Below are 18,492 nucleotides of genomic sequence, written 5' to 3'. Positions count from 1 at the left end.
ATGATGACAATCAAAGGTTCAGAACGTGAGGGTTTTTCTGATAAAGCGTTGAAAAACAGGGAGAATTATCGGTTGTTTAGGCAAGGGGCCTTGGCCGTTTCGCCCTTATGTATTGCCGTGATTCCATGGGGATTACTGGCTGGCTCTTTCGCAATTGAAGCGGGGATGAATGTCATGCAAAGTGTCGCAATGTCGGCCATCGTATTCGCCGGGGCTGCGCAATTGGTGGCAACCGGTTTGATCAAAGCCGGAGTCGGAATATTGACGATCCTCCTGACAACTTTTTTCATTACGTCACGTCATTTGTTATATAGCATTACAATGCGGCCGACGATCAGTCCTTTACCTTTACGGTGGCGCCTAGGACTGGGTTTTCTGCTGACTGATGAACTCTTTGCGCTCTGTGGCAATCACTCCCCGAAACGGTTCCAGCCCTGGTATGCGCTGGGCGCCGGACTCTGGTTCTACATCAGCTGGAATCTGGCGACGCTGGCCGGGATCTTTGCCGGAAAATATATTCCGAATCTTGATGAACTCGGCCTGGATTTTGCGATTGCTGCAACTTTCATTGCCATTGTGATTCCAACGATTCAACGCTGGTCTGTACTGATCTCGGTTCTGGTTGCGATGTTTGCTTCTGTCGTTGCCGAAGCTTTGGCAATAGAAGGCGGCCTTATGATTGCCAGTCTGCTGGCGATGATCTGCGGTTACAGCATTGAACGAATCTTTGGCAACACAACATTTGAGCACCTGAACAAGAAGGAAGAACAGGCATGATTTGGTTGACGATTCTTGCGATGGCTTTGATTATCTTTGCCAGCCGGTATCTTTTTTTGGCTCCGGGTTTGCCCATCCGGCTGAATCATCAGGCACAACGTTTTTTAAGTTACGCCAGCCCGGCGGTTCTGACCGCAATCTGGGCGCCGATAGTCTTTGTACCCGAACAGAGCGGGTTGAACTTATCTTTGAGCAATCCCTATCTGATTGGTGCTTTAGTCTCGGCATTGATTGCCTGGAAAACGAAGAATGTACTGTTGACAGCGGTCACTGGGATGGTTGTATTTGGCGGTGTGTCGATGCTGATGGGATCGTAATTGCAGCTGCCAGAAAGGCAAACCAGGCAAGGTGCAATAATTGCCTGGTTTGAGACTGTGATTTATTTCCGGGGACCGACGGGCACCATAATATGGGCGTAGGGCGTGTCTTTCCACATGACGTAAGGACCGCCATTGTTTGGATCTGTTGGCAGAGAATCCAGTAAAGACTTATCCGGTGTGATGATCATCAGATGTGGCCCTTCCACAATCCATTGGTTATCGGGTGTTTCTTTCTCGGCGTAAGGGTCAATATTACTGGCACCGCCATCACCAGCCAGCATGTAGGAAATACCGATAGCATCGACCTGAACCGGTTTTTTGTTCATCCAGGCATCAGCCCAGGCCATCCAGGGGCCATCCATACACATGGGGGCTGTCCCTTCGAGTTGCGGGGGTGTCGGAAAGCAGGTGTATTGACCCGAGCCTTCCTGAAGAACATTTTTGTCCCAGTCCATCACGGTGACTTTATCTCGCAGGGTGGGAGGGGCAGCACTCAAAGCATCTTGAAGCATGGCATCTTTGTCAGCCGACTGGGCGAATCCAGCGACTGTCAACGCGACGATGGCAAGGGGAAAGAGAGATTTCATACCGTTATCCTTCGTTGAATCACGGTGCTGAGCAGGTATTGGACAAAGTATAGCAAGACGAGCGAAATTCCTGTCACGTATTCTGCGACGCATGAATAGCGGTACTTTGGAAAGAAACGCAGAAGTGTTGGCCGCCGCCATTGACTTCACGGGTATGAACGCCATGCTGATTGGAACAACAAAAATAATGTGAAGGTTGACCGATGTCTGATAAGCAGAAAAAATTTCTGGAAGGACCGATTAACAAAGCGCTGATTTCACTGGCAATTCCCATCATTCTCACCAATGTATTGCAGTCTGCCTATCAGTTTACCGATGCGTTCTGGGTGGGCCGGCTCGGGGCCTCTGAGGTTGCGGCGGTATCTGTGAGTATGCCCGTTACTTTCCTGGTGATTGCCTTGGGTTCCGGCTTAGCGATGGCAGGTGCTACGTTGTCTGCGCAATATATGGGCGCGGGGCAACATGAAAAAGTCAATCATGTCGCCGCCCAAACCATGCTGATGGTGGCCATTACCTCTGTGATACTGGGTATCTTGGGTTATCTGCTCTCCCCTTATTTTCTGATGTTGCTTGGGGTCAGTGATCAGGTCTACGGTGACGCACTGAAGTTCATGCATGTGTCATTTATCGGCGTGATTTTTGTGTTTCTCTTTGCCATGTTTCAGTCACTGATGCGGGGAATTGGACAAATTAAAATCCCATTGATGATCGTGTTCGGAACCGTCGTCCTGAACTTCTTTCTCGATCCCTTGTTCATTTTTGGATGGGGCATGTTCCCGGGTCTGGGTGTGATGGGCGCAGCGCTTGCGACGCTGGTCACTCAGTCGATCGCAGCTGTGCTCGGTTTGATTGTGTTTCTGCAGGGGAGGCATGGCATTCAGCTGGTGTGGCGGAATTTCATTCCGGATTTTGTTTATATCCGGAAGGCATTCTTTTTGGGAGTACCGGGCTCCGTTGAGTTGTCTGCCCGCGCGCTGGGAACCATCATTTTGTCATTTTTGGTTGCCAGTTTCGGCACCGTGACGATTGCCTCTTACGGGGTTGGTGCGAATATCCTTCAGTTTGTGATGATTCCCGCAATGGGCTTGTCGATGGCTGTTTCAACCCTGGTTGGTCAGAACATGGGTGCCGGCCAAATCGAACGGGCTGAAAAAGTCACCTTGCTCGGCACCCTGTGGGGATTCATGGGTCTGACGCTGATTGGTGTGCTGGTCTATGTGTTCGCGCCACAGGTGATTGCGATATTCATTCCGGATGACCCTGAGGTCATTCAGGCGGGGGCACGGTTTCTCAGAACCATGTGCCTGACCTGGGGCGGGATTGGGATTCAGTTATGTGTGGTTTCAGCCTTTCGTGCGTCCGGCAATATGCAGAATGCCATGATGGTGGCCCTGGTGTCGCAATGGATGGTTCAGTTTCCGATGGCTTATGTTCTGTCGAAGCACACCACGCTGCAGGATCTGGGTATTTGGTGGTCTTTCGCGGTGACAAATGTTGTGGTCGCTATTTTTGCTTTCTGCTGGTTCCGGCGCGGAACCTGGAAAAAAGGCCGGATGACGGACGAAGAACAGCAAATCGTTCATGTGTGTGATGAAGCCCTGATTGAGAAGGGGAATCAGTAGGCAGCCTGCTGACGGGATTCCGTTTTGAATTGTTGCGGGGTTTGCTTAAACGCCAGACGGAACGCTTCGATAAATGCGGACACAGACTGATAACCAATCTGATGCGCCACATTCTGAACGGAATCTCCTTTCTCCAGTAAACTGAGCGAACTCATCAGGCGGAGCCGCTGCCGCCATTGCGGAAAGGTCAGGTGGATTTCTTTCTTGAAGAGCCGGGACAGTGTCCGTTCGGTTGCGCCTGTTTCTTCAGCCCATGTCTGGAGTGTTTTCTGGCTGTCCGGCTGTTCAATCAGTGCGTTGACTATCGGTTGTAACCGGCGATCAGCGGGCATTGGCAGTTCCAGGGCGCTGTCTTTTTTTGCCCGGAGCTCGTCGGCAAACACCGCCAGTAAATTCAGGAGCGGTTGCGTGATCGGCTGATCAGGGTCAACGGCCTGAACCAGTTTCAGGATCAACGCCCGGAAAAAAGGGCTGACCTCAATGGGCTGGCTCACCTTGGGTAATGCGTTGATTTGTGACGGATTCAGGTACAGGCCAATGAAAGTCGCCTCCCGGATCACATCCGATGCATGGCTGACGCCCGCCGGAATAAACAGGGCTCTGTGATGCGGGATATAAAAATGGTGGGAGTCTGTTCGCGTTTTCAGGAGGCCACTGGATGGGTAAAGCACTTGATGCCAGTCATGGCTGTGACTGGCGTCATGGAAGCCTTTTGCCATTTCAATCCGATTGATCAGGACAGGATGGTCCGGGTATTGCGAGATCAAGGTGTTACTATCCACCGCTTGTTTTGTCTGATCACCGGTATTTTTTGTCATATTGTCGTTATCTGTTGTTACCAAAAGTGCATATTATGAATTGGAATCACGAATGACAAGTTTGAAAAGAAGGGACAGTCATGAAAGTACATTTTGTCATGCACGAATCATTTGAAGGGCCGGGCGCGCTGCTGCAGTGGGTCGATCAGCGCAATTATTCTACATCCTATTCGCGTGTTTATCTGGAAGAAGCCCTGCCGGAGCAGGTGGATGAGATTGATTTACTGATTGTTCTGGGCGGGCCGCAAAGCCCATCGACAACCCAGGCAAGCTGTGCTTATTTCGATGCGAAAGCAGAGATCCAGCTCATTCAGCGGGTTGTGGCTGCCGGGAAACCTGTGGTGGGTTTCTGCCTTGGGGCACAGTTGCTGGGAGAGGCTTTTGGTGCGCCCTACATGCAGAGCCCTGAGCCGGAAGTCGGATGTTTCCCGATCGTCATCAACAAACATGCGCGGCTGGACCGGAAATTCGAAGGCTTTCCGGCACAACTGATTGTTGGCCACTGGCACAATGATATGCCGGGTTTAACGCCAGAGTGTCAGGTGCTGGCAACCAGTCAGGGTTGTCCGCGCCAAATTGTCCGCTACTCGTCGCAGGCTTATGGCTTTCAGTGTCATCCTGAGTTTACCCGTGAATCCATTGCTGGTTTGATCGAACATTCAGGCGCCGATCTCGAAGGTGCTGGTAGTCGCTCTTTCATTCAGACTGCAGAAGCACTGCTCAGCAATGACTACAGCGAGATGAACCGCGCACTGTTTGGGTTTATGGATGCACTGGTGGCGGAATCACAGTTGAATGCCTGTAACTGAAACCTGAAAAAATAGCTAAGACACCCGCGACCGGGTGTCTTTTAAGTTTCAGAGAGAAGCATTTGAGGAAGCGTGACGACGCAGCCGCATCACCATGCGGACCAGCGATTGTCTGCCCGGATTCAGTAAAATCACCAGAACGCCAGACAGAATCAGGCTGGCAGCCAGAATCTGAAGCGCACCGACAGGCTCGCCATAGAAGAGGGCGCCACCCATTAACCCGAAAACAGACACGGTCAGATTCACGGGGGCCACGGTACTGAGCGGATACTTCAGCAGCAAGCGATTCCAGACCCAGTAGCCGAACACCGTGGTCGGATAGGCCTGAAAGAAAACGGAAAACGTGGTGTAACGGTTCCAGCCTTCGATGGCCTCCGTAATGATTCCCGTACCGTGCAAGGATAGTGCAAAAATCAGTAACGGCACGGGGGCAAACGCCATGCCCCAGATACTGAACGCAAACGCCTGCGTGGTGCCGGATTTTTTCACAATGGTGCTGACCAGACTCCACGACAACGCAGAGATCAGGATCAGTACAACGCCCTGAAGCGTGATTGTGCCGTCGGTTGCCATCAGAGAGAGTGTGAGCCCGCAACCTGCAAACAGTGCGCCGATGACTTTATTGGCAGTGATTTTGTCCTGAAACACCAGAAAGCCGATCAGCAGGCCAAAGATAACATTGGTTTGCAACAGCACTGACGCCATGCCAGCGGACAATCCCGCCGTAATAGACCAGGAAGCCACACCCCAGACACCGACACCAAAAATCACGCCATAACTGATGAGATATCGCCATGGCACATTGGGTTTTTTCACAAAAAAGATCAGCGGCACCGTGGCTAATGTAAAGCGGATGGCCGTCATCAACATGGGATCGGTCTGACTGACGCCTAACTTGATGACTGAAAAGTTAATTCCCCAGATCAGCATGACAAACAGACCCAGCAAAGCATCCTTGAAATTCATTTGTTGTCCTCCTGCGTGATTGATTTCAGTTGCATTGTGCATTGCCGAACAGGAGCGGTGCAGATACAATTTTTAAATTCAAAAAGAGTACAGTTGGTGGTGGGATATGAAATATAAGCAGCTTGCAGAGCAGTACATCTCAGCGATTCAGTCGGGCAAGCTGGCAGCACTGAGCCGGATGCCGTCGCTGCGTCAGTTTTCTCAGTTGCATCGGGTGAGCATGACGACCACGCTCAACTGCTACCAACATCTTGAATCACAGGGGTGGATCGTCGCCAAGCCTCAGTCGGGCTACTTTGTCGCAAAGCGGGGCACCCATCGCCAGCCTGCGCTTGTTCAGTTTGAAAGCCGGATGGCTTCGGTTGCGGAATATCAGGCTGCTGAAGAATGGGGTTCACATGGACAGGCGCCCGAAAGTCAGCATGCGGGCCCTTTGGGGTATTCCCGGTTTGAAGCGGATGCAGTGCTGGCCAAGCAGCTGGAACAAAGTTTTCGCCGCGCTCACCAGCGGTTGGGCGAGCGGATGAATTTCTATCCCGCGCCTCAGGGCGAGCAGATCACACGCACTATTCTGTCGCAGCACTTTGCACCTTATGGTTTCCATTTTCAGCCGGATCAACTGGTGATCACCCATGGCTGTATGGATGCAATCCGGGAGGCAATTGAGGTTTGTACCCAGCCCGGTGATGCCATTGCAATCAGCTCCCCTTGCTTTAATGGATTGCTGACGTTGCTGCGGGAGATGTCGCGCAATATCGTTGAAATTCCGTCGGTGGAAAGTGGTATCGATTTGGACCAACTGGAAAATCACATGCAGCAGGGGACGATTCAGGCTGGCTTGTTCTGCACCACGCACATGAATCCGCAGGGCATTACGATGACGCCAGAACAGAAACAACGTCTGGCCCGGATGGCCGCGCAATATCAGGTGCCAGTGATTGAAGATGATGTGTATATGGAGTTGCCGTACAGTAATACGGTGCCCTTACCGGCGAAATATTATGATCAGGCGGGTTACATCTTGTGGTGTGGTTCGGTGTCGAAAACACTGGCGGCCAGTTACCGTTTAGGCTGGTGTTTGCCGGGGCGCTATTTCGAATCTTATCTGCGTCGCTTCGCGGCCGGATGTTTCGGCGTATCGTTGCCAGTGCAACTGGCCATTGCCGACTTTATCGATAACGGCCAGTACAGTCGTTCTCTCAAACATCGCCGATTTGCGTTGCTGGCCAATAAACGTCGTTATATTGAATATCTGGAACAGGCGTTGCCAGGGGAAGTCAGAATCAGCGACCCGGCAGGCGGCATGGTGCTGTGGTTGCAAATCCCGGCATTGAACCTGGCACGATTCAAACATCTTTTGCAGGCAACCAAGCTGGATATCCGGCTCGGAGCACTGTTCACCAGTCGTGATCTGTACCGGGATTGTTTACGGGTCAACATCGGGTATGCATTACCGGAACCGGGTGAACCTGGAAACGCCACCCAGCAAGCGCTGGATGCACTCATTCAGCTGTTGAAACAGGCGATGCATACAGACGCTGCCTGCGCCATCACTGAAACCCGCAACGGTGACATTGCGGAGACAATTTCAAAATGACCCAGCTGTATCATGTCGCTTTCATGATTTTGATGTTGAGGGGGCGCGGGTGAAAGGCATCGGACGCTTGTGTTTTTTTTTGGCGATGCCTGTGTTTGCGCAGCCGGACAGTCCGGTGAATATGCCGGAGATTCAGGCGTTGTGGCAGCAATGGACCACACAATTATCTGCGGTGCGAAGCGACCGCTTGATTGCGCAGCAACAATTGAACCGCTATCCCCAGCATTTGTTATTGCCGGAGAGTCAGTATCCGGATTTGACGCGATACGACTGGTCTGAATTAAAGCTGCTTCATCAGATACAGCGGCATTGCGACGTTGAAACCGCCATACCGCAAGATCTGCACAGTGCGTCCTGGTTGCAAGCGGTGGCCTTTGAGCGTCGGCTGTGCCGGGGAGAAGACTTTGGCGATGATTGGGACGAACAGTGGTCTGCACTGCATCCGGCTGGTGGCAGTTATGCCGATCGATATCTGGCTTATCTTCAGCAGCAGCCCGATTTCAGCCAGTCCCATATTTTTTACCGTCAGCACGCTGGCAGTCTGACACTCGCAAATCCTGAACATCCGTTGCACCAGACGTTTTCAGGTTTATCAGCAGCAGGACAAACCGCCATCTTGGGCGGCTATCGGTATTATCTGGCGCAAGACGACCGCTTGTGGCGCAGTCATCCGCAGGGGATTGATGTACTCGAAGCTGAGCAGTGGCAACTCATTGCTGCGAGGGCCGGTCTTTCTGTCGCACCAATCCGTCAAACTGCGGGGCAATCCTGTGTCATGCAATACAGCAATTTGTGTCTGTCCCCTGTGACTCAGCAGCGCATCTGGTGGCAGGTTGTGTTGATGGGGTTACTCGTACTGGCATCTGGAATGGCGGTGCATTTGTTGCTCGAGCGACGCCGTGCGATGAAAGAACGGCAGTTTATTTTGCAGTTGCTGACACATGAACTGAGAACGCCAGTGGCCAGTCTGGGCTTTACCGTGGAGCAGTTTCGTGATCAGTTTGATGATTTGAGCACAGTCGCGCAGGATGCTTTTTACCGGCTGTCGGCTGATTTTCAGCGTCTGTCCCGATTAACTGAAACGAGTCAGGGGTTTCTGAGTGATCAGCGGCAAGCCATGAAAGAGACCGATGCGGTGCTGTTTTCAGACTGGCTGTCCGCGGTCACCGAATCTTATTCGCTCGATTATGAGCTGGAAGGGGACCGGGAACTCGCGTTGCCTTATTACTGGCTAGGGGTCTGTCTGGATAATCTGCTTCGCAATGCGTTCATTCATGGTCAGCCGCCCGTGACGTTGCGGGCAAGCATTGAATCAAATCGTGTGTGGATTGAAGTCTGTGATCAGGGACAGTCATCTTTCCGGTGGTCGTTCGCTCGCTCACCTTCTGTCGCGGGAATGGGCGTCGGACTGATGATTGTCCGGCGTTTGATGCGTCGGTTCGGTGGGCGACTGATCCATCGCCGCCATCCGACACGTTATCGTCTGGAGTTACCGTTATGAGCCACATTTTGCTGGTGGAAGATGATGCCCTGCTAGGCGAGGGTCTGTCGGATTTTTTGCGTGAGCAGGGATTTAGCTGTCGCTGGGTCCGGCGTCTGACTGAGGTTGAACCATGCTGGTATCAGGCTGATCTGGTCGTTCTTGACCGTCAGATGCCGGAAGGTGACAGTGTCAGCTGGTTGCCGGGGTGGCTGACGAAAAAAGCGTTACCGGTGATTCTGCTGACCGCAAAGACAGAGATTGAGCAACGCGTGGAAGGCTTGGGCGCAGGTGCGAAAGATTATGTCATCAAACCGTTTTCTCATCAGGAACTTCTGGCCCGGATACAGGCACAACTGCGGCCTTTGGGTGAAGTGGAAATCCGATATAAGGATTTATTTGTGAGCCTGTCTGGTCAGCGGGTCAAGTATGGGGAAGTCACCGTGCCGCTGAAACCCAAAGAGTTTCAGTTGCTGGCCTTGCTGATCCAAAATCAGAACCGGGTGTATCACCGGGACGAGCTGCTCAACCGAGTCTGGGGGTTTCAGGCTTTTCCGTCCACCCGGACCGTCGATAATCACATTCTGCATCTGCGCCAGAAACTACCTTCGCTGGACATTGAAACGGTCCGCAGTGTCGGCTACCGCCTGAAAGGAACGGACTCATGAGCGGCAGTATGGCTTGTTTCGGCGTCCGTTGTCTGGCGTTGCTCGCCGCGCTCTTCGCACCGGGTAGTCTTCAGGCAGGGTGGTTCAGAGCAACACCGTTGCAACCGGTGTATCAGGCGCTGATGAATGAAGAGACGACACTGGCCTGGCAGGAATTACAACTGGTTTTACGGCAGTCTGAATCTGACGCCGTGCCCGTCGAACGATGGCGGCCCCTGTTCCAGCAGATCCTGAACCAGAGTGAGTGCGGTCGCCGTTTGACCGGTACTCAGGAGATCCTCCCGGCATCCGGACAGCCGCAGGTCACACTGGTGATTCAGCACAAAATGAATCTGAATCAGGACGTTTATCAGCTCAAGATTGCGATGGAGGGGCTCAGCCAGCCCACTCAGGTGTCGTTGTCTGATCGTGACGGCATGCAGTGGTTAAATGGGCGCCTGTTCCCTGCTGACTCCGGGTACGCTGAACTCGAGAGTCAGGACGGGGTTCAGCCCATTCCTGAGGGGGAGTATCTGCTCAGCGTGGGCAGTCAACGTCATGTCTTGATTCTGGCAACCCAGTGGTCCGGGAAACCTGCGCCCCCGGTTATGATAGACCCGGATGATTCATCTGCGAGCCCGTTTCAATTTTCGGCGTCACCAGCAATGCAGGATGAGCGTTGTCAGCGTTCGCGCCGATTATGGCAATGGCTGGATGCAGAATATGGGTTGATTGCACCGATGGAAGCAGTGCGCATGGATCGTCAGAATCGCGCCATTCTGCCAGAAAGTTTTCCAGAGTCGGCAAACTGGTTGAGCGCGGTCGTTTCTGAACGTTATTTTCAGGGTGAGATCGAAGTTGAAACGATCAGTCGCGCGACTTTACCCGTCCGTTATCTGCCACATCGGGGTCATTGATGGTGGAATGAAGACAATGGGGTGACATTTCATGGGCGCAGACGCGGTTGAATACCCGTGTTGATTTCACACAGGTATGCTTATGAAAATGTTGACTGTATTCAAGATGCAATCCGCCAGACAAGCTGCGGGTTTCGGACTGTTCACGATGGGTTTGCTTTGTTTTTCATCCGTGATAAATGCGACCGTGCTCGAACTGAATCAGGGCGAGCATCGGGTTCAGTTGGATCCTGAAACTCTGGCGATGCACTGGACTGTGGATGGACAGACCTATGCGGTGAATCAGGCCAATGCCAGCGTCGACGGCAAACAGCAATCGGTGCTGCTACAGCCACAAGCTCAGCCCAATCAAGTGAGCTGGCAGTGGCAGCCCAGCGCGATTCAGGTGACAGCCCGTCTTGAAGGCCGGGATCTGTCTCTGGATTTTCAACGGCGCTCTCAGCACCCCGTTGAACGCAATCATCCTATTCGGCTGAACTGGTTTGATTTACCGCAGGACGCTGTTTCCGAGTTATTGTTGCCCTTCAATGAGGGGATGCGGGTGCCCTTGGATCATCCGCAATGGGCCGCTTATCTTGCGCAGGAATATTCAGGCAGTAACACCACCCAAGATCTGAAAATGCCGTTCTGGACGCAGGCGGTAAGACCTGAAGCGGTATCCGGAAACACGGGTGTGAACGCGAAGAAGACACGGTTTTTGTCTTTTTTACTGGTGAATCCTTATCAAAACCGTTTGGATTTTCAGGATTTGACGAACCGCACAGCAGGTTCACATCCAGCGACGATGAACATGTCGGCCAGCCATGACTTCACGCCGCTCAATCGGGAAAATCCGTTTCAGGTGCTGATTCATCTGGGAGAAGAGAATCTCTCTGGTGCGTTGCGATATCGTGCGTGGCGGGCATCGAATGGCGAGCGGGAAGGTCTGCACGATAAAGCAGCACGCAACCCGGATGTCCGAAAACTGATTGGCGCCAGCCATGTGTATCTCTTTGGTTCAGACGGGATTGCCGTAGCCGATGTCAAAGACTGGCCGGGACTGACGCACTGGTATTTCAGCGACACCCGGTTGAGTGAATCGGCTTCTGAGGACGTGATCCGTGAATTGAAACACCTCGGTCAGACGGGAAGCGCCATCCGCTTAAATGCTTATCAAAAGCAGATCCTTGTGGCAGCGATCAACCAGTCTTTGGCAACAATTTATCCTTTTGTGAAAGGGCAAACGGATGACGATGGGATTGCGGCCCAGTTTGATGCCATCCAATTTCGTAAAGCGTATTTAAAACAACACGCGTCGCGCTTTTTAATACCGCATTCACAGTGGGGGCAAAGTTTATCTGCGCCTGTTCTGGCAACCCTGAAAAGTGCCGGATTGTCCCGGCTCTGGATCGGACTGGACAACTGGCTGCCTGCGTTCTTCCAGCCGGACGTTGTGGCTGAAGCGAAACAGGCGGGTTATCTGGTCGCGACTTATGACTCGTATAACACCGCGATTGATGTGGCGGACAACCCAGGCTGGCTGACGGCACATCTGCCCAAAGCCATGCGCACCGCCTGTGCGATTGAAAATGCAGATGGTCGTCTGCAGCGCGGGTTTCGCGGGCAGGGGAACTATCTCAACCCGGGGTGCGGGCTGGATGCGGTGAAACGCCGGGCGAAACAGATTGTGGCACTGGGCGGGTTTAACAGTCTGTTTTTAGATGTTGATGCAACCGGGATGGTGCGGGAGGACTATTCCACTGGCAGTTATCGTGATGACACACATGGATCGTCTCGTCCGAAATCACAACAGGCAATGGCTGCGGCCTTTAATCAGCGGTTATCCTGGTTCAGCCAGCAAAATCTGGTGCTGGGCTCGGAAGACGGCAATGGGATCACAACCCGGGGTGTGGTTTTTGCGCATGGCATGGAAACCACAGGGTTTGGCTGGACCGACCCGGACATGAAAACCAACCGGCAATCACCGTATTATCTGGGGGCGTGGTATCCCGATCACAAACCGGCTTTCTTTTTCCGGCAAGCGCGCGTGAAAGAGCCGTACCGGACTTTATTTTTCTCGCCAGCGTTTAAAGTGCCTTTGTATCAGGCGGTCTTTCATGATGAGCTGATCAACAGTCATCACTGGCATACCGACAGCCTGAAGTTTTCAGATGTACAGGGGATTCGGGATCTGGCTGGTATGCTGTATAACACGCCGCCAATGGTGCATCTGAACCGGGATGAAGCGCAGTCGCCTGAACGGCCACGGATGAGAGCACTGCAACATTATCAGCAAGGGTTTGCGCCGATTCATCAGGCGCTGTGGGATAAAGCTTTAATCGGATTTGAGTGGCTGGATGCGTCGGGGAATGTGCAACAAACCCGTTTCAGCGATGGCAGTGTGCTGGTGGCGAACTTTACCCGGCAGGCGCAGCCCGTTGACATTGGGAAGACGCGCGTGACGATTCCAGCGATGAGTCTCCGGGCTGAACTGGCGGCAAATGCGGGTCACAAGGCTGAAGTCATCGTCTGGCAGGCGCAATCGCGTTGATCCAAACAATCGATCCTGAGATGAATCGGGATCGATACGACCCCGTGGCCCGGCAGGGACCACGGGGTTTCATGCATCCGTTATTGCTGGCGGATGATATATTCCAGTGCGCCGACAATGGCGGCCACCTGAGCATCATTACACTCTGATGGCGTTACCAGTGGGCTGTCCGGGTAGACTTCCGTTGTGGAGCTGTACTGGCAGTCTGATAAGCCAGCACACAGACCCAGCTTTTTCAGCGGATAATCAATGACACCTTCCTGCGACACCGGTGATCCAATGATGTTGCCTTCATCGTCCGGTGGCGCAATGTGGGTCACTTTGCGGACCTCATCAATGATGGCTTTCTGGAAAGCATCGTGTGGGTTGTCGGTATCGCCCACCACATAGAAACCGTCCGGAATTGTGCCCGGAATATATTCAACTCCGTCACGGGCAGCGAGCGCCGGGCGGAATTCGGTTTCATCGGTATCCGTGGTTTCATGCAGATCAATGTGCGCCAGAATCTCAACACCCTGATCTTTGACCAGCTTCATCAGCGCGGCTGATTCTTCAGCAGGGCTGTTGTCATAAAACGAGCGGTTCGGATCAACGGCATTCGGGTTCCAGCGGTTGATGGTTTCGTAACCCCAGGGACTCACGCAAGGGGCAACCAGAATGTTGAAGAACTGGCTGTAATGCTCGGCTTTCTGATCGACAAACTGAATGGCACCGTGAACGCCGCTGGTTTCGTAACCATGCACGCCACCTGTGACCAGAATCGTCGGTTTATGGTCCTGCCAGTGTTTGGATTTGATGGCCAACAGCGGGTACTTCTCGATGTCGTAAGACAGAGCACCATATTGAAGTACATCGAAGCGGTTTTTCAGGGCTTCGATCCGGGTCACCACTTCGTCCTGATAAGATCGCTGAATGGTGAGTTGCGCCAGCCATTCTGCTTTTTCTTTCATGGTCCATTTCTGGCCGGGCGTGCCGATAGGGTAGGTACGCTTACTGCTCATAGCTGTCCTTATTGATTGTGTTGAAGCACCGGAAGCATACGCTCACCAGCCTTATTGTTCAATTGTTCAGGGTTTTAATACGGCACCGTTTGTCCGGATAACCTCCTGATACCAGTAGAAACTTTTCTTTCGGTAACGTGCCAGCGTGCCGCTGCCATCATCGTGTCGATCGACATAAATATAGCCGTAACGCTTGCTCATTTCTGCCGTAGAGTTCGCGACCAGATCAATTGGCCCCCAACTGGTGAATCCCATCACCTCGACACCATCCGCAATGGCTTCCCGTACCTGGACCAGGTGATCATTGAGATAGGTGATGCGATAATCGTCGTTGATGTCGCCATTCTCTGCCACACTATCTTTCGCGCCCAGACCATTTTCAACAATGAACAACGGCTTCTGGTATCTGTCGTGGAGCAGGTTCAGTAAATAACGCAGCCTTTTTGGATCGATCAGCCAGCCCCATTCACTGTTTTTCAGATATGGGTTTGGCACACTGTCGACAATATTACCGACCTCTTTTTGTTTTGGGTCCGCGCTTGCACAGCCACTGGCGTAGTAACTGAACGAGATGAAATCAACACTGGCGCTGGCCAGCGTTTCCAGATCACCCGGCATGATTTTCAGTTCGATGCCCTGATCCCGGAAATAGCGGAGCATATAGCCGGGATATTTACCCCGGGTTTGCACATCACCAAAAAACAGCCACTTGTTGTTTTCATGCATCGCTGCCAGAACATCATCCGGGTTGCAGGTGTAAGGATAGTTCACCGCGCCCAGCAGCATATTGCCAATCTTGGCGTCGGGGATGATCTCGTGACATAAGTTGACGGCGATTGCGCTGGCTACGAGCTGGTGATGAATCGACTGATAGATGGATTGTTCATCGGCATATTCCGGTAAACCCACGCCTGTGAAAGGGGCATGGAGTGACATATTGATTTCGTTGAACGTCAGCCAGAGCTTCACCTTGTGCTGATAACGTTCGAATACGGTTCGTGCATAACGTTCAAAACAAGCGATGGTTTTACGGCTCGCCCAGCCGCCCTGAGCTTTGACCAGACCGAAAGGCATTTCGTAGTGTGACAACGTCACAAATGGTGTGATGTCATGCGTTGCGAGTTCATCAAAAATCTAGTCATAGAAAGCCAGTCCGGCTTCGTTGGGGGTTTCCTCATCACCGTTCGGAAAAATACGTGTCCAGGCAATCGACAAGCGCAGGCAGGTGAATCCCAATTCTTTGAACAGTGCGATGTCTTCCGGATAGCGGTGATAGAAATCAATTGCGACGTCTTTAATACCGGGCGTCCGTTCCGCTTCAGGCTGATGCGGGCTCAAAATACCCTTGGGCAACAGGTCGGCTGTCGACAATCCTTTACCGCCTTCATTGAAGGCCCCTTCGACCTGATTGGCTGCGATCGCACCGCCCCACAGAAAGTGAGCAGGAAAAGTCTGCATGATGTGTTCTTCCCTTGATATGAAGCCTGATTGGATCCTAGCAGACTGAGGTTCAGGAAAAACTGAATGGCAGTTGAATGCTTATTGTTTGATGGGTTGATAGTGAATCAGCATGAAAAAAAGCCCCTGCAAGTCAGGGGCAAACGTACACATGCATTTCCCAAAAAACATGGAGGTCTTCAATGTAACTTTCAGAGGAAAAGATGGCTTGATTCAGATCAATCGAATCACTTTCTCTGCTTTTTCCTGGCGGAAAAGGAGAATTTTATGCGATCGGCAGCGCGTAACGTTTCTTATCAGGAACGGGAAAACTAATTTTCATCGCTCTTAAAAATCAAATGCTTTAGGCTGGTGGGCTTGAAATATAAAAGATAAAGGCAGATTCAACATGATCAAGCTACACCACCTGAATCAATCTCGTTCGAAACGAATCATCTGGTTGCTGGAAGAATTGGGGCTGAGCTACGAGATGGTGCCGTATCAACGCGATGCCGTGACCTTCCTGGCCCCGCCTGAATTGAAATCAGTACATCCCTTAGGGAAATCGCCAGTGCTTGAAGATGGTGATCTGGTGCTGACGGAGTCCGGTGCGATCACAGAATATCTGATTGAAACTTACGGTGAAGGCCGGTTGGCGCCACAACGCGGCACACCTGAATATGCGGCTTATGTGCAGTGGATTCACTTTGCTGAGAGTTCAGCGATGCTGCCAATGCTGCTGAAGATGTTTCTTGAGAAGGACGGATGCGAGACCCATTTCCTGGCAGGGTATGCCGATAAAGAAATGATGAGCATTCTGACGTATCTGGATCAATCGCTGGCAGGGAAAAAATATCTGGTGGCAGAGCAATTGTCTGGTGCGGATATCATGATGTCATTCATGATTGAAATTCTGTATCAGAAGGGGGGATTACCGGCTTTTCCGAATCTTGCGCGTTATGCAAAGCAATTGCTGAGCCATGAAAGCTATGTCCGATCCAATGAAATAGAATCGGGCAAACGCTGAGGCTGATGGTGAAAATTGCCCCTTTGGCAAGCCAAAGGGGCAGAGCCAATTAATCTGACGTTTGATTTTTTTGATCAATGACTGCGGCGCGGCGAACGGAGAAGAACCCTAAGCCGACCAGCAGGAATGGAATGGCGGCGGCAGTCACTTCTGCCCAAGCGAAATAGGCCAAATCTTTCACAAGCACAAAGTGCCCAATCACCACCAGCAGCAGACACATGATGGCGGTTGGAATCATTCTGACTTCGTCAATTGGCTTGGTGGTTTTTTTCATGAGAAGACCCTTAGTACTGATGTGAGTCTGTATTTCATCACAGCACGTGCAAGACAGACCGATACAGTTCAGGGGTTAATTGACCAAACAGTTTAGCTTGAGGCCTCGCTCTCAGATCGCAGGCATCGTGCCGCGAGATCGCCCAAAGTATTGATGGCCGTCAATGTTTTCGGATTGAGCGGATAAGAGTAATTTAAACGGATGTGCTGCCGGGCATCTTGCTGGAGGCTGAAAATGGTTCCCGGTGCGATCGCAATGTTTGCCTGTGAGGCCAGTTCGTAGAATTTCTGGCAGTCAAACGGAGGCGGGAAACTCAGCCAGACCACATAACCACCATCCGGGTCGGACACTTGTGTCTGCTTTGGAAAGGCCTGTTTGATCGCTGTGATCATCGCTGTTTTTCGGTGTTGCAATGTGGTCCGCAGTTTTCTCAGGTGATTGTCGTAGCCGCCATGCAGTAAATAATGGCTGATCCCGAGCTGCGCGGGCACGCTGCTGGAAATGGTCGACAGAAATTGCTGACGCTGAATCTGATCACTCAGCTTGCCGGCCACAACCCAGCCAATCCGGAATCCCGGAGACAGGCATTTTGAAAAGGAGCTGCACAGCAGGACCCGATCCTGCGGGTCAAACGCTTTTGCCGGTAAAGGCTTTTGCTCACTGAAGTACAGCTCCGAATACACATCATCTTCAATCAGATACGCCTCGTGGCGATTCAGCAGTGATACCAGACGTTGTTTTTGTGCATTGCTGAGGCTGTAACCGAGTGGGTTCTGAAAATTGGTCATCAGCCAGCAGGCTTTGATCGGATAGGCCGCCAGCTTTTCTTCCAGCACATCCAAATCGAGCCCGGAGGTCACGGAAGCCGGGATTTCAACCGGGATCAGTTTCAACCGCTCGATGGCCTGCAACGCGCCGTAAAAAGTGGGCGATTCAATCGCGACGTAATCGCCGGGCTGGGTAACCGCCTGCAAACTCAGATTCAAGGCTTCCAGTCCACCGGTTGTAATCACAATGTCATCTGGTTTCACCGAGAGCCCTTGCTGGACATAACGCTGAGCGATCAGGCGGCGTAATTCGTAGCTGCCGGGGGGCAGATTGGTGAGCGCACTGTTCTCTTTCATCTTGCGGGAAGCGCTGGCCAGGCTGCGGACCAGTTCCTGCTGTGGAAACAGGTTGGCTTCCGGAAAGGCTGAACTGAAAGGCATGAAATCGCTGCTTTTGGTGCGTTGAAACACATCATAAAGCAGATCGTTAATTCGCATCGGGGGAGCATCCGGTGGGGGCGTTTCACCTTCTGCCTGGATCACTTGCCTGATATTTGTTGCGACCAGATACCCCGATTGAGGCTTCGCAACCAGCCAGCCTTCGGTTTCAAGTAACTGATATGCCTGAAGAACGGTCGCAGTGCTGACTTGCGCCTGACGACTACAGGCCCGGACCGATGGTATCTTCTCGCCGGATCGCCAGATCTGTTCACAGATTTGTTGTTTCAGTTGTAAAGCAAGTGACTGATATTTATTCATTTCTCTGAGGGTTCTTCAGTGTTTGAGTGAACATAGCATGTGGCTGCGCGAACACAAGCCTGAACAACGGAAACTGATGCGTGAATTGGGTTTGAGCTGATGAGAAGGCGATGCAATCCGGATTTGCCGGATCGCCCCCTGCTTTCTAGTGTCAATA

The 18,492-nt window shown here is 52.2% G+C and carries 16 protein-coding genes and 1 pseudogene; 10 read left to right on the top strand and 7 right to left on the bottom strand.

Annotated elements, in window-relative coordinates:
* Positions 1-72: 72 nt before the first annotated feature.
* Both Q4579_RS18325 and Q4579_RS18320 read left to right on the top strand, forming a co-directional pair.
* Entirely contained in the window at positions 73-777 is a 705-nt protein-coding gene (locus Q4579_RS18325) for an AzlC family ABC transporter permease (protein ID WP_368502004.1), read from the top strand.
* Positions 774-1,094 carry an AzlD domain-containing protein gene (locus Q4579_RS18320; protein ID WP_303566143.1) on the top strand — a complete coding sequence of 107 codons (321 nt, stop codon included), beginning with the start codon at positions 774-776 and terminating at the stop codon, positions 1,092-1,094. The genes Q4579_RS18325 and Q4579_RS18320 overlap by 4 nt, the downstream gene beginning before the upstream one ends.
* Before the next feature lie 62 nt (positions 1,095-1,156).
* Here the strand turns inward: Q4579_RS18320 and Q4579_RS18315 are convergent, their stop codons facing one another.
* Positions 1,157-1,684 carry a hypothetical protein gene (locus Q4579_RS18315; RefSeq protein WP_303566141.1) on the bottom strand — a complete coding sequence of 176 codons (528 nt, stop codon included), beginning with the start codon at positions 1,682-1,684 and terminating at the stop codon, positions 1,157-1,159.
* 203 nt (positions 1,685-1,887) lie between these two features.
* Here Q4579_RS18315 and Q4579_RS18310 point away from each other — a divergent pair, with 203 nt between their 5' ends.
* A complete protein-coding gene (locus Q4579_RS18310) occupies positions 1,888-3,306 on the top strand; it encodes an MATE family efflux transporter (RefSeq protein ID WP_303566140.1) in 1,419 nt (472 codons plus the stop codon).
* On the opposite strand, the gene Q4579_RS18305 is transcribed toward Q4579_RS18310, so the two are convergent.
* Positions 3,300-4,124 (bottom strand): helix-turn-helix domain-containing protein, encoded by an 825-nt coding sequence (locus Q4579_RS18305; RefSeq protein WP_303566139.1) that lies wholly within the window; start codon positions 4,122-4,124, stop codon positions 3,300-3,302. The genes Q4579_RS18310 and Q4579_RS18305 overlap by 7 nt on opposite strands.
* A gap of 80 nt (positions 4,125-4,204) precedes the next feature.
* On the opposite strand from Q4579_RS18305, the gene Q4579_RS18300 reads away from it, so the two are divergent.
* The gene (locus tag Q4579_RS18300) at positions 4,205-4,933 is read left to right on the top strand and encodes a gamma-glutamyl-gamma-aminobutyrate hydrolase family protein (RefSeq protein ID WP_303566138.1); all 729 of its coding nucleotides are present in this window, start codon (positions 4,205-4,207) and stop codon (positions 4,931-4,933) included.
* A gap of 48 nt (positions 4,934-4,981) precedes the next feature.
* Here Q4579_RS18300 and Q4579_RS18295 read toward each other — a convergent pair whose 3' ends face one another.
* Complete coding sequence (locus Q4579_RS18295) at positions 4,982-5,899, bottom strand: EamA family transporter (RefSeq protein WP_303566136.1); 918 nt, start codon at positions 5,897-5,899, stop codon at positions 4,982-4,984.
* 106 nt (positions 5,900-6,005) lie between these two features.
* Between Q4579_RS18295 and Q4579_RS18290 the strand changes: the two genes are divergently transcribed.
* The 5 genes from Q4579_RS18290 to Q4579_RS18270 all read left to right on the top strand — a co-directional run bounded on the left by Q4579_RS18290 (position 6,006) and on the right by Q4579_RS18270 (position 13,070).
* Positions 6,006-7,496, top strand: a complete 1,491-nt coding sequence (locus Q4579_RS18290) for a PLP-dependent aminotransferase family protein (protein ID WP_303566135.1) — start codon at positions 6,006-6,008, stop codon at positions 7,494-7,496.
* A gap of 49 nt (positions 7,497-7,545) precedes the next feature.
* A complete protein-coding gene (locus Q4579_RS18285; protein ID WP_303566134.1) occupies positions 7,546-8,997 on the top strand; it encodes a DUF3404 domain-containing protein in 1,452 nt (483 codons plus the stop codon).
* The gene (locus Q4579_RS18280; protein WP_303566132.1) at positions 8,994-9,644 is read left to right on the top strand and encodes a response regulator transcription factor; all 651 of its coding nucleotides are present in this window, start codon (positions 8,994-8,996) and stop codon (positions 9,642-9,644) included. Before Q4579_RS18285 ends, Q4579_RS18280 begins: the two co-directional genes overlap by 4 nt.
* Entirely contained in the window at positions 9,641-10,540 is a 900-nt protein-coding gene (locus Q4579_RS18275; protein ID WP_303566130.1) for a DUF2861 family protein, read from the top strand. Before Q4579_RS18280 ends, Q4579_RS18275 begins: the two co-directional genes overlap by 4 nt.
* Before the next feature lie 82 nt (positions 10,541-10,622).
* Complete coding sequence (locus tag Q4579_RS18270) at positions 10,623-13,070, top strand: glycoside hydrolase (RefSeq protein ID WP_303566129.1); 2,448 nt, start codon at positions 10,623-10,625, stop codon at positions 13,068-13,070.
* A gap of 80 nt (positions 13,071-13,150) precedes the next feature.
* On the opposite strand, the gene Q4579_RS18265 is transcribed toward Q4579_RS18270, so the two are convergent.
* A complete protein-coding gene (locus Q4579_RS18265) occupies positions 13,151-14,071 on the bottom strand; it encodes a M14 family metallocarboxypeptidase (RefSeq protein WP_303566128.1) in 921 nt (306 codons plus the stop codon).
* A 66-nt stretch (positions 14,072-14,137) separates the two neighbouring features.
* Positions 14,138-15,529: pseudogene (locus Q4579_RS18260) on the bottom strand (glycoside hydrolase family 1 protein).
* Between the two features lie 388 nt (positions 15,530-15,917).
* Here Q4579_RS18260 and Q4579_RS18255 point away from each other — a divergent pair.
* Entirely contained in the window at positions 15,918-16,535 is a 618-nt protein-coding gene (locus Q4579_RS18255) for a glutathione S-transferase family protein (RefSeq protein WP_303566127.1), read from the top strand.
* A gap of 49 nt (positions 16,536-16,584) precedes the next feature.
* On the opposite strand, the gene Q4579_RS18250 is transcribed toward Q4579_RS18255, so the two are convergent.
* Both Q4579_RS18250 and Q4579_RS18245 read right to left on the bottom strand, forming a co-directional pair.
* Positions 16,585-16,809, bottom strand: a complete 225-nt coding sequence (locus Q4579_RS18250) for a hypothetical protein (RefSeq protein ID WP_211651526.1) — start codon at positions 16,807-16,809, stop codon at positions 16,585-16,587.
* Positions 16,810-16,901: 92 nt separating this feature from the next.
* Positions 16,902-18,335 carry a PLP-dependent aminotransferase family protein gene (locus tag Q4579_RS18245; RefSeq protein ID WP_303566125.1) on the bottom strand — a complete coding sequence of 478 codons (1,434 nt, stop codon included), beginning with the start codon at positions 18,333-18,335 and terminating at the stop codon, positions 16,902-16,904.
* Positions 18,336-18,492 lie beyond the last annotated feature (157 nt).

The sequence above is a fragment of the Photobacterium sp. 1_MG-2023 genome, from assembly GCF_030547945.1.
GTDB lineage: Bacteria > Pseudomonadota > Gammaproteobacteria > Enterobacterales > Vibrionaceae > Photobacterium.
Note: the sequence above shows the minus strand (reverse complement) of the source record. Positions and strands in the feature narration are given on the sequence as shown.

Bases quoted from the DNA above. Each gene is read 5' to 3' on its own strand.
- Q4579_RS18320 (WP_303566143.1), top strand. From the start codon at position 774: ATGATTTGGTTGACGATTCTTGCGATGGCTTTGATTATCTTTGCCAGC.
- Q4579_RS18315 (WP_303566141.1), bottom strand. From the start codon at position 1,684: ATGAAATCTCTCTTTCCCCTTGCCATCGTCGCGTTGACAGTCGCTGGA.
- Q4579_RS18310 (WP_303566140.1), top strand. From the start codon at position 1,888: ATGTCTGATAAGCAGAAAAAATTTCTGGAAGGACCGATTAACAAAGCG.
- Q4579_RS18305 (WP_303566139.1), bottom strand. From the start codon at position 4,124: ATGACAAAAAATACCGGTGATCAGACAAAACAAGCGGTGGATAGTAAC.
- Q4579_RS18300 (WP_303566138.1), top strand. From the start codon at position 4,205: ATGAAAGTACATTTTGTCATGCACGAATCATTTGAAGGGCCGGGCGCG.
- Q4579_RS18295 (WP_303566136.1), bottom strand. From the start codon at position 5,899: ATGAATTTCAAGGATGCTTTGCTGGGTCTGTTTGTCATGCTGATCTGG.
- Q4579_RS18290 (WP_303566135.1), top strand. From the start codon at position 6,006: ATGAAATATAAGCAGCTTGCAGAGCAGTACATCTCAGCGATTCAGTCG.
- Q4579_RS18280 (WP_303566132.1), top strand. From the start codon at position 8,994: ATGAGCCACATTTTGCTGGTGGAAGATGATGCCCTGCTAGGCGAGGGT.
- Q4579_RS18275 (WP_303566130.1), top strand. From the start codon at position 9,641: ATGAGCGGCAGTATGGCTTGTTTCGGCGTCCGTTGTCTGGCGTTGCTC.
- Q4579_RS18270 (WP_303566129.1), top strand. From the start codon at position 10,623: ATGAAAATGTTGACTGTATTCAAGATGCAATCCGCCAGACAAGCTGCG.
- Q4579_RS18265 (WP_303566128.1), bottom strand. From the start codon at position 14,071: ATGAGCAGTAAGCGTACCTACCCTATCGGCACGCCCGGCCAGAAATGG.
- Q4579_RS18255 (WP_303566127.1), top strand. From the start codon at position 15,918: ATGATCAAGCTACACCACCTGAATCAATCTCGTTCGAAACGAATCATC.
- Q4579_RS18250 (WP_211651526.1), bottom strand. From the start codon at position 16,809: ATGAAAAAAACCACCAAGCCAATTGACGAAGTCAGAATGATTCCAACC.
- Q4579_RS18245 (WP_303566125.1), bottom strand. From the start codon at position 18,335: ATGAATAAATATCAGTCACTTGCTTTACAACTGAAACAACAAATCTGT.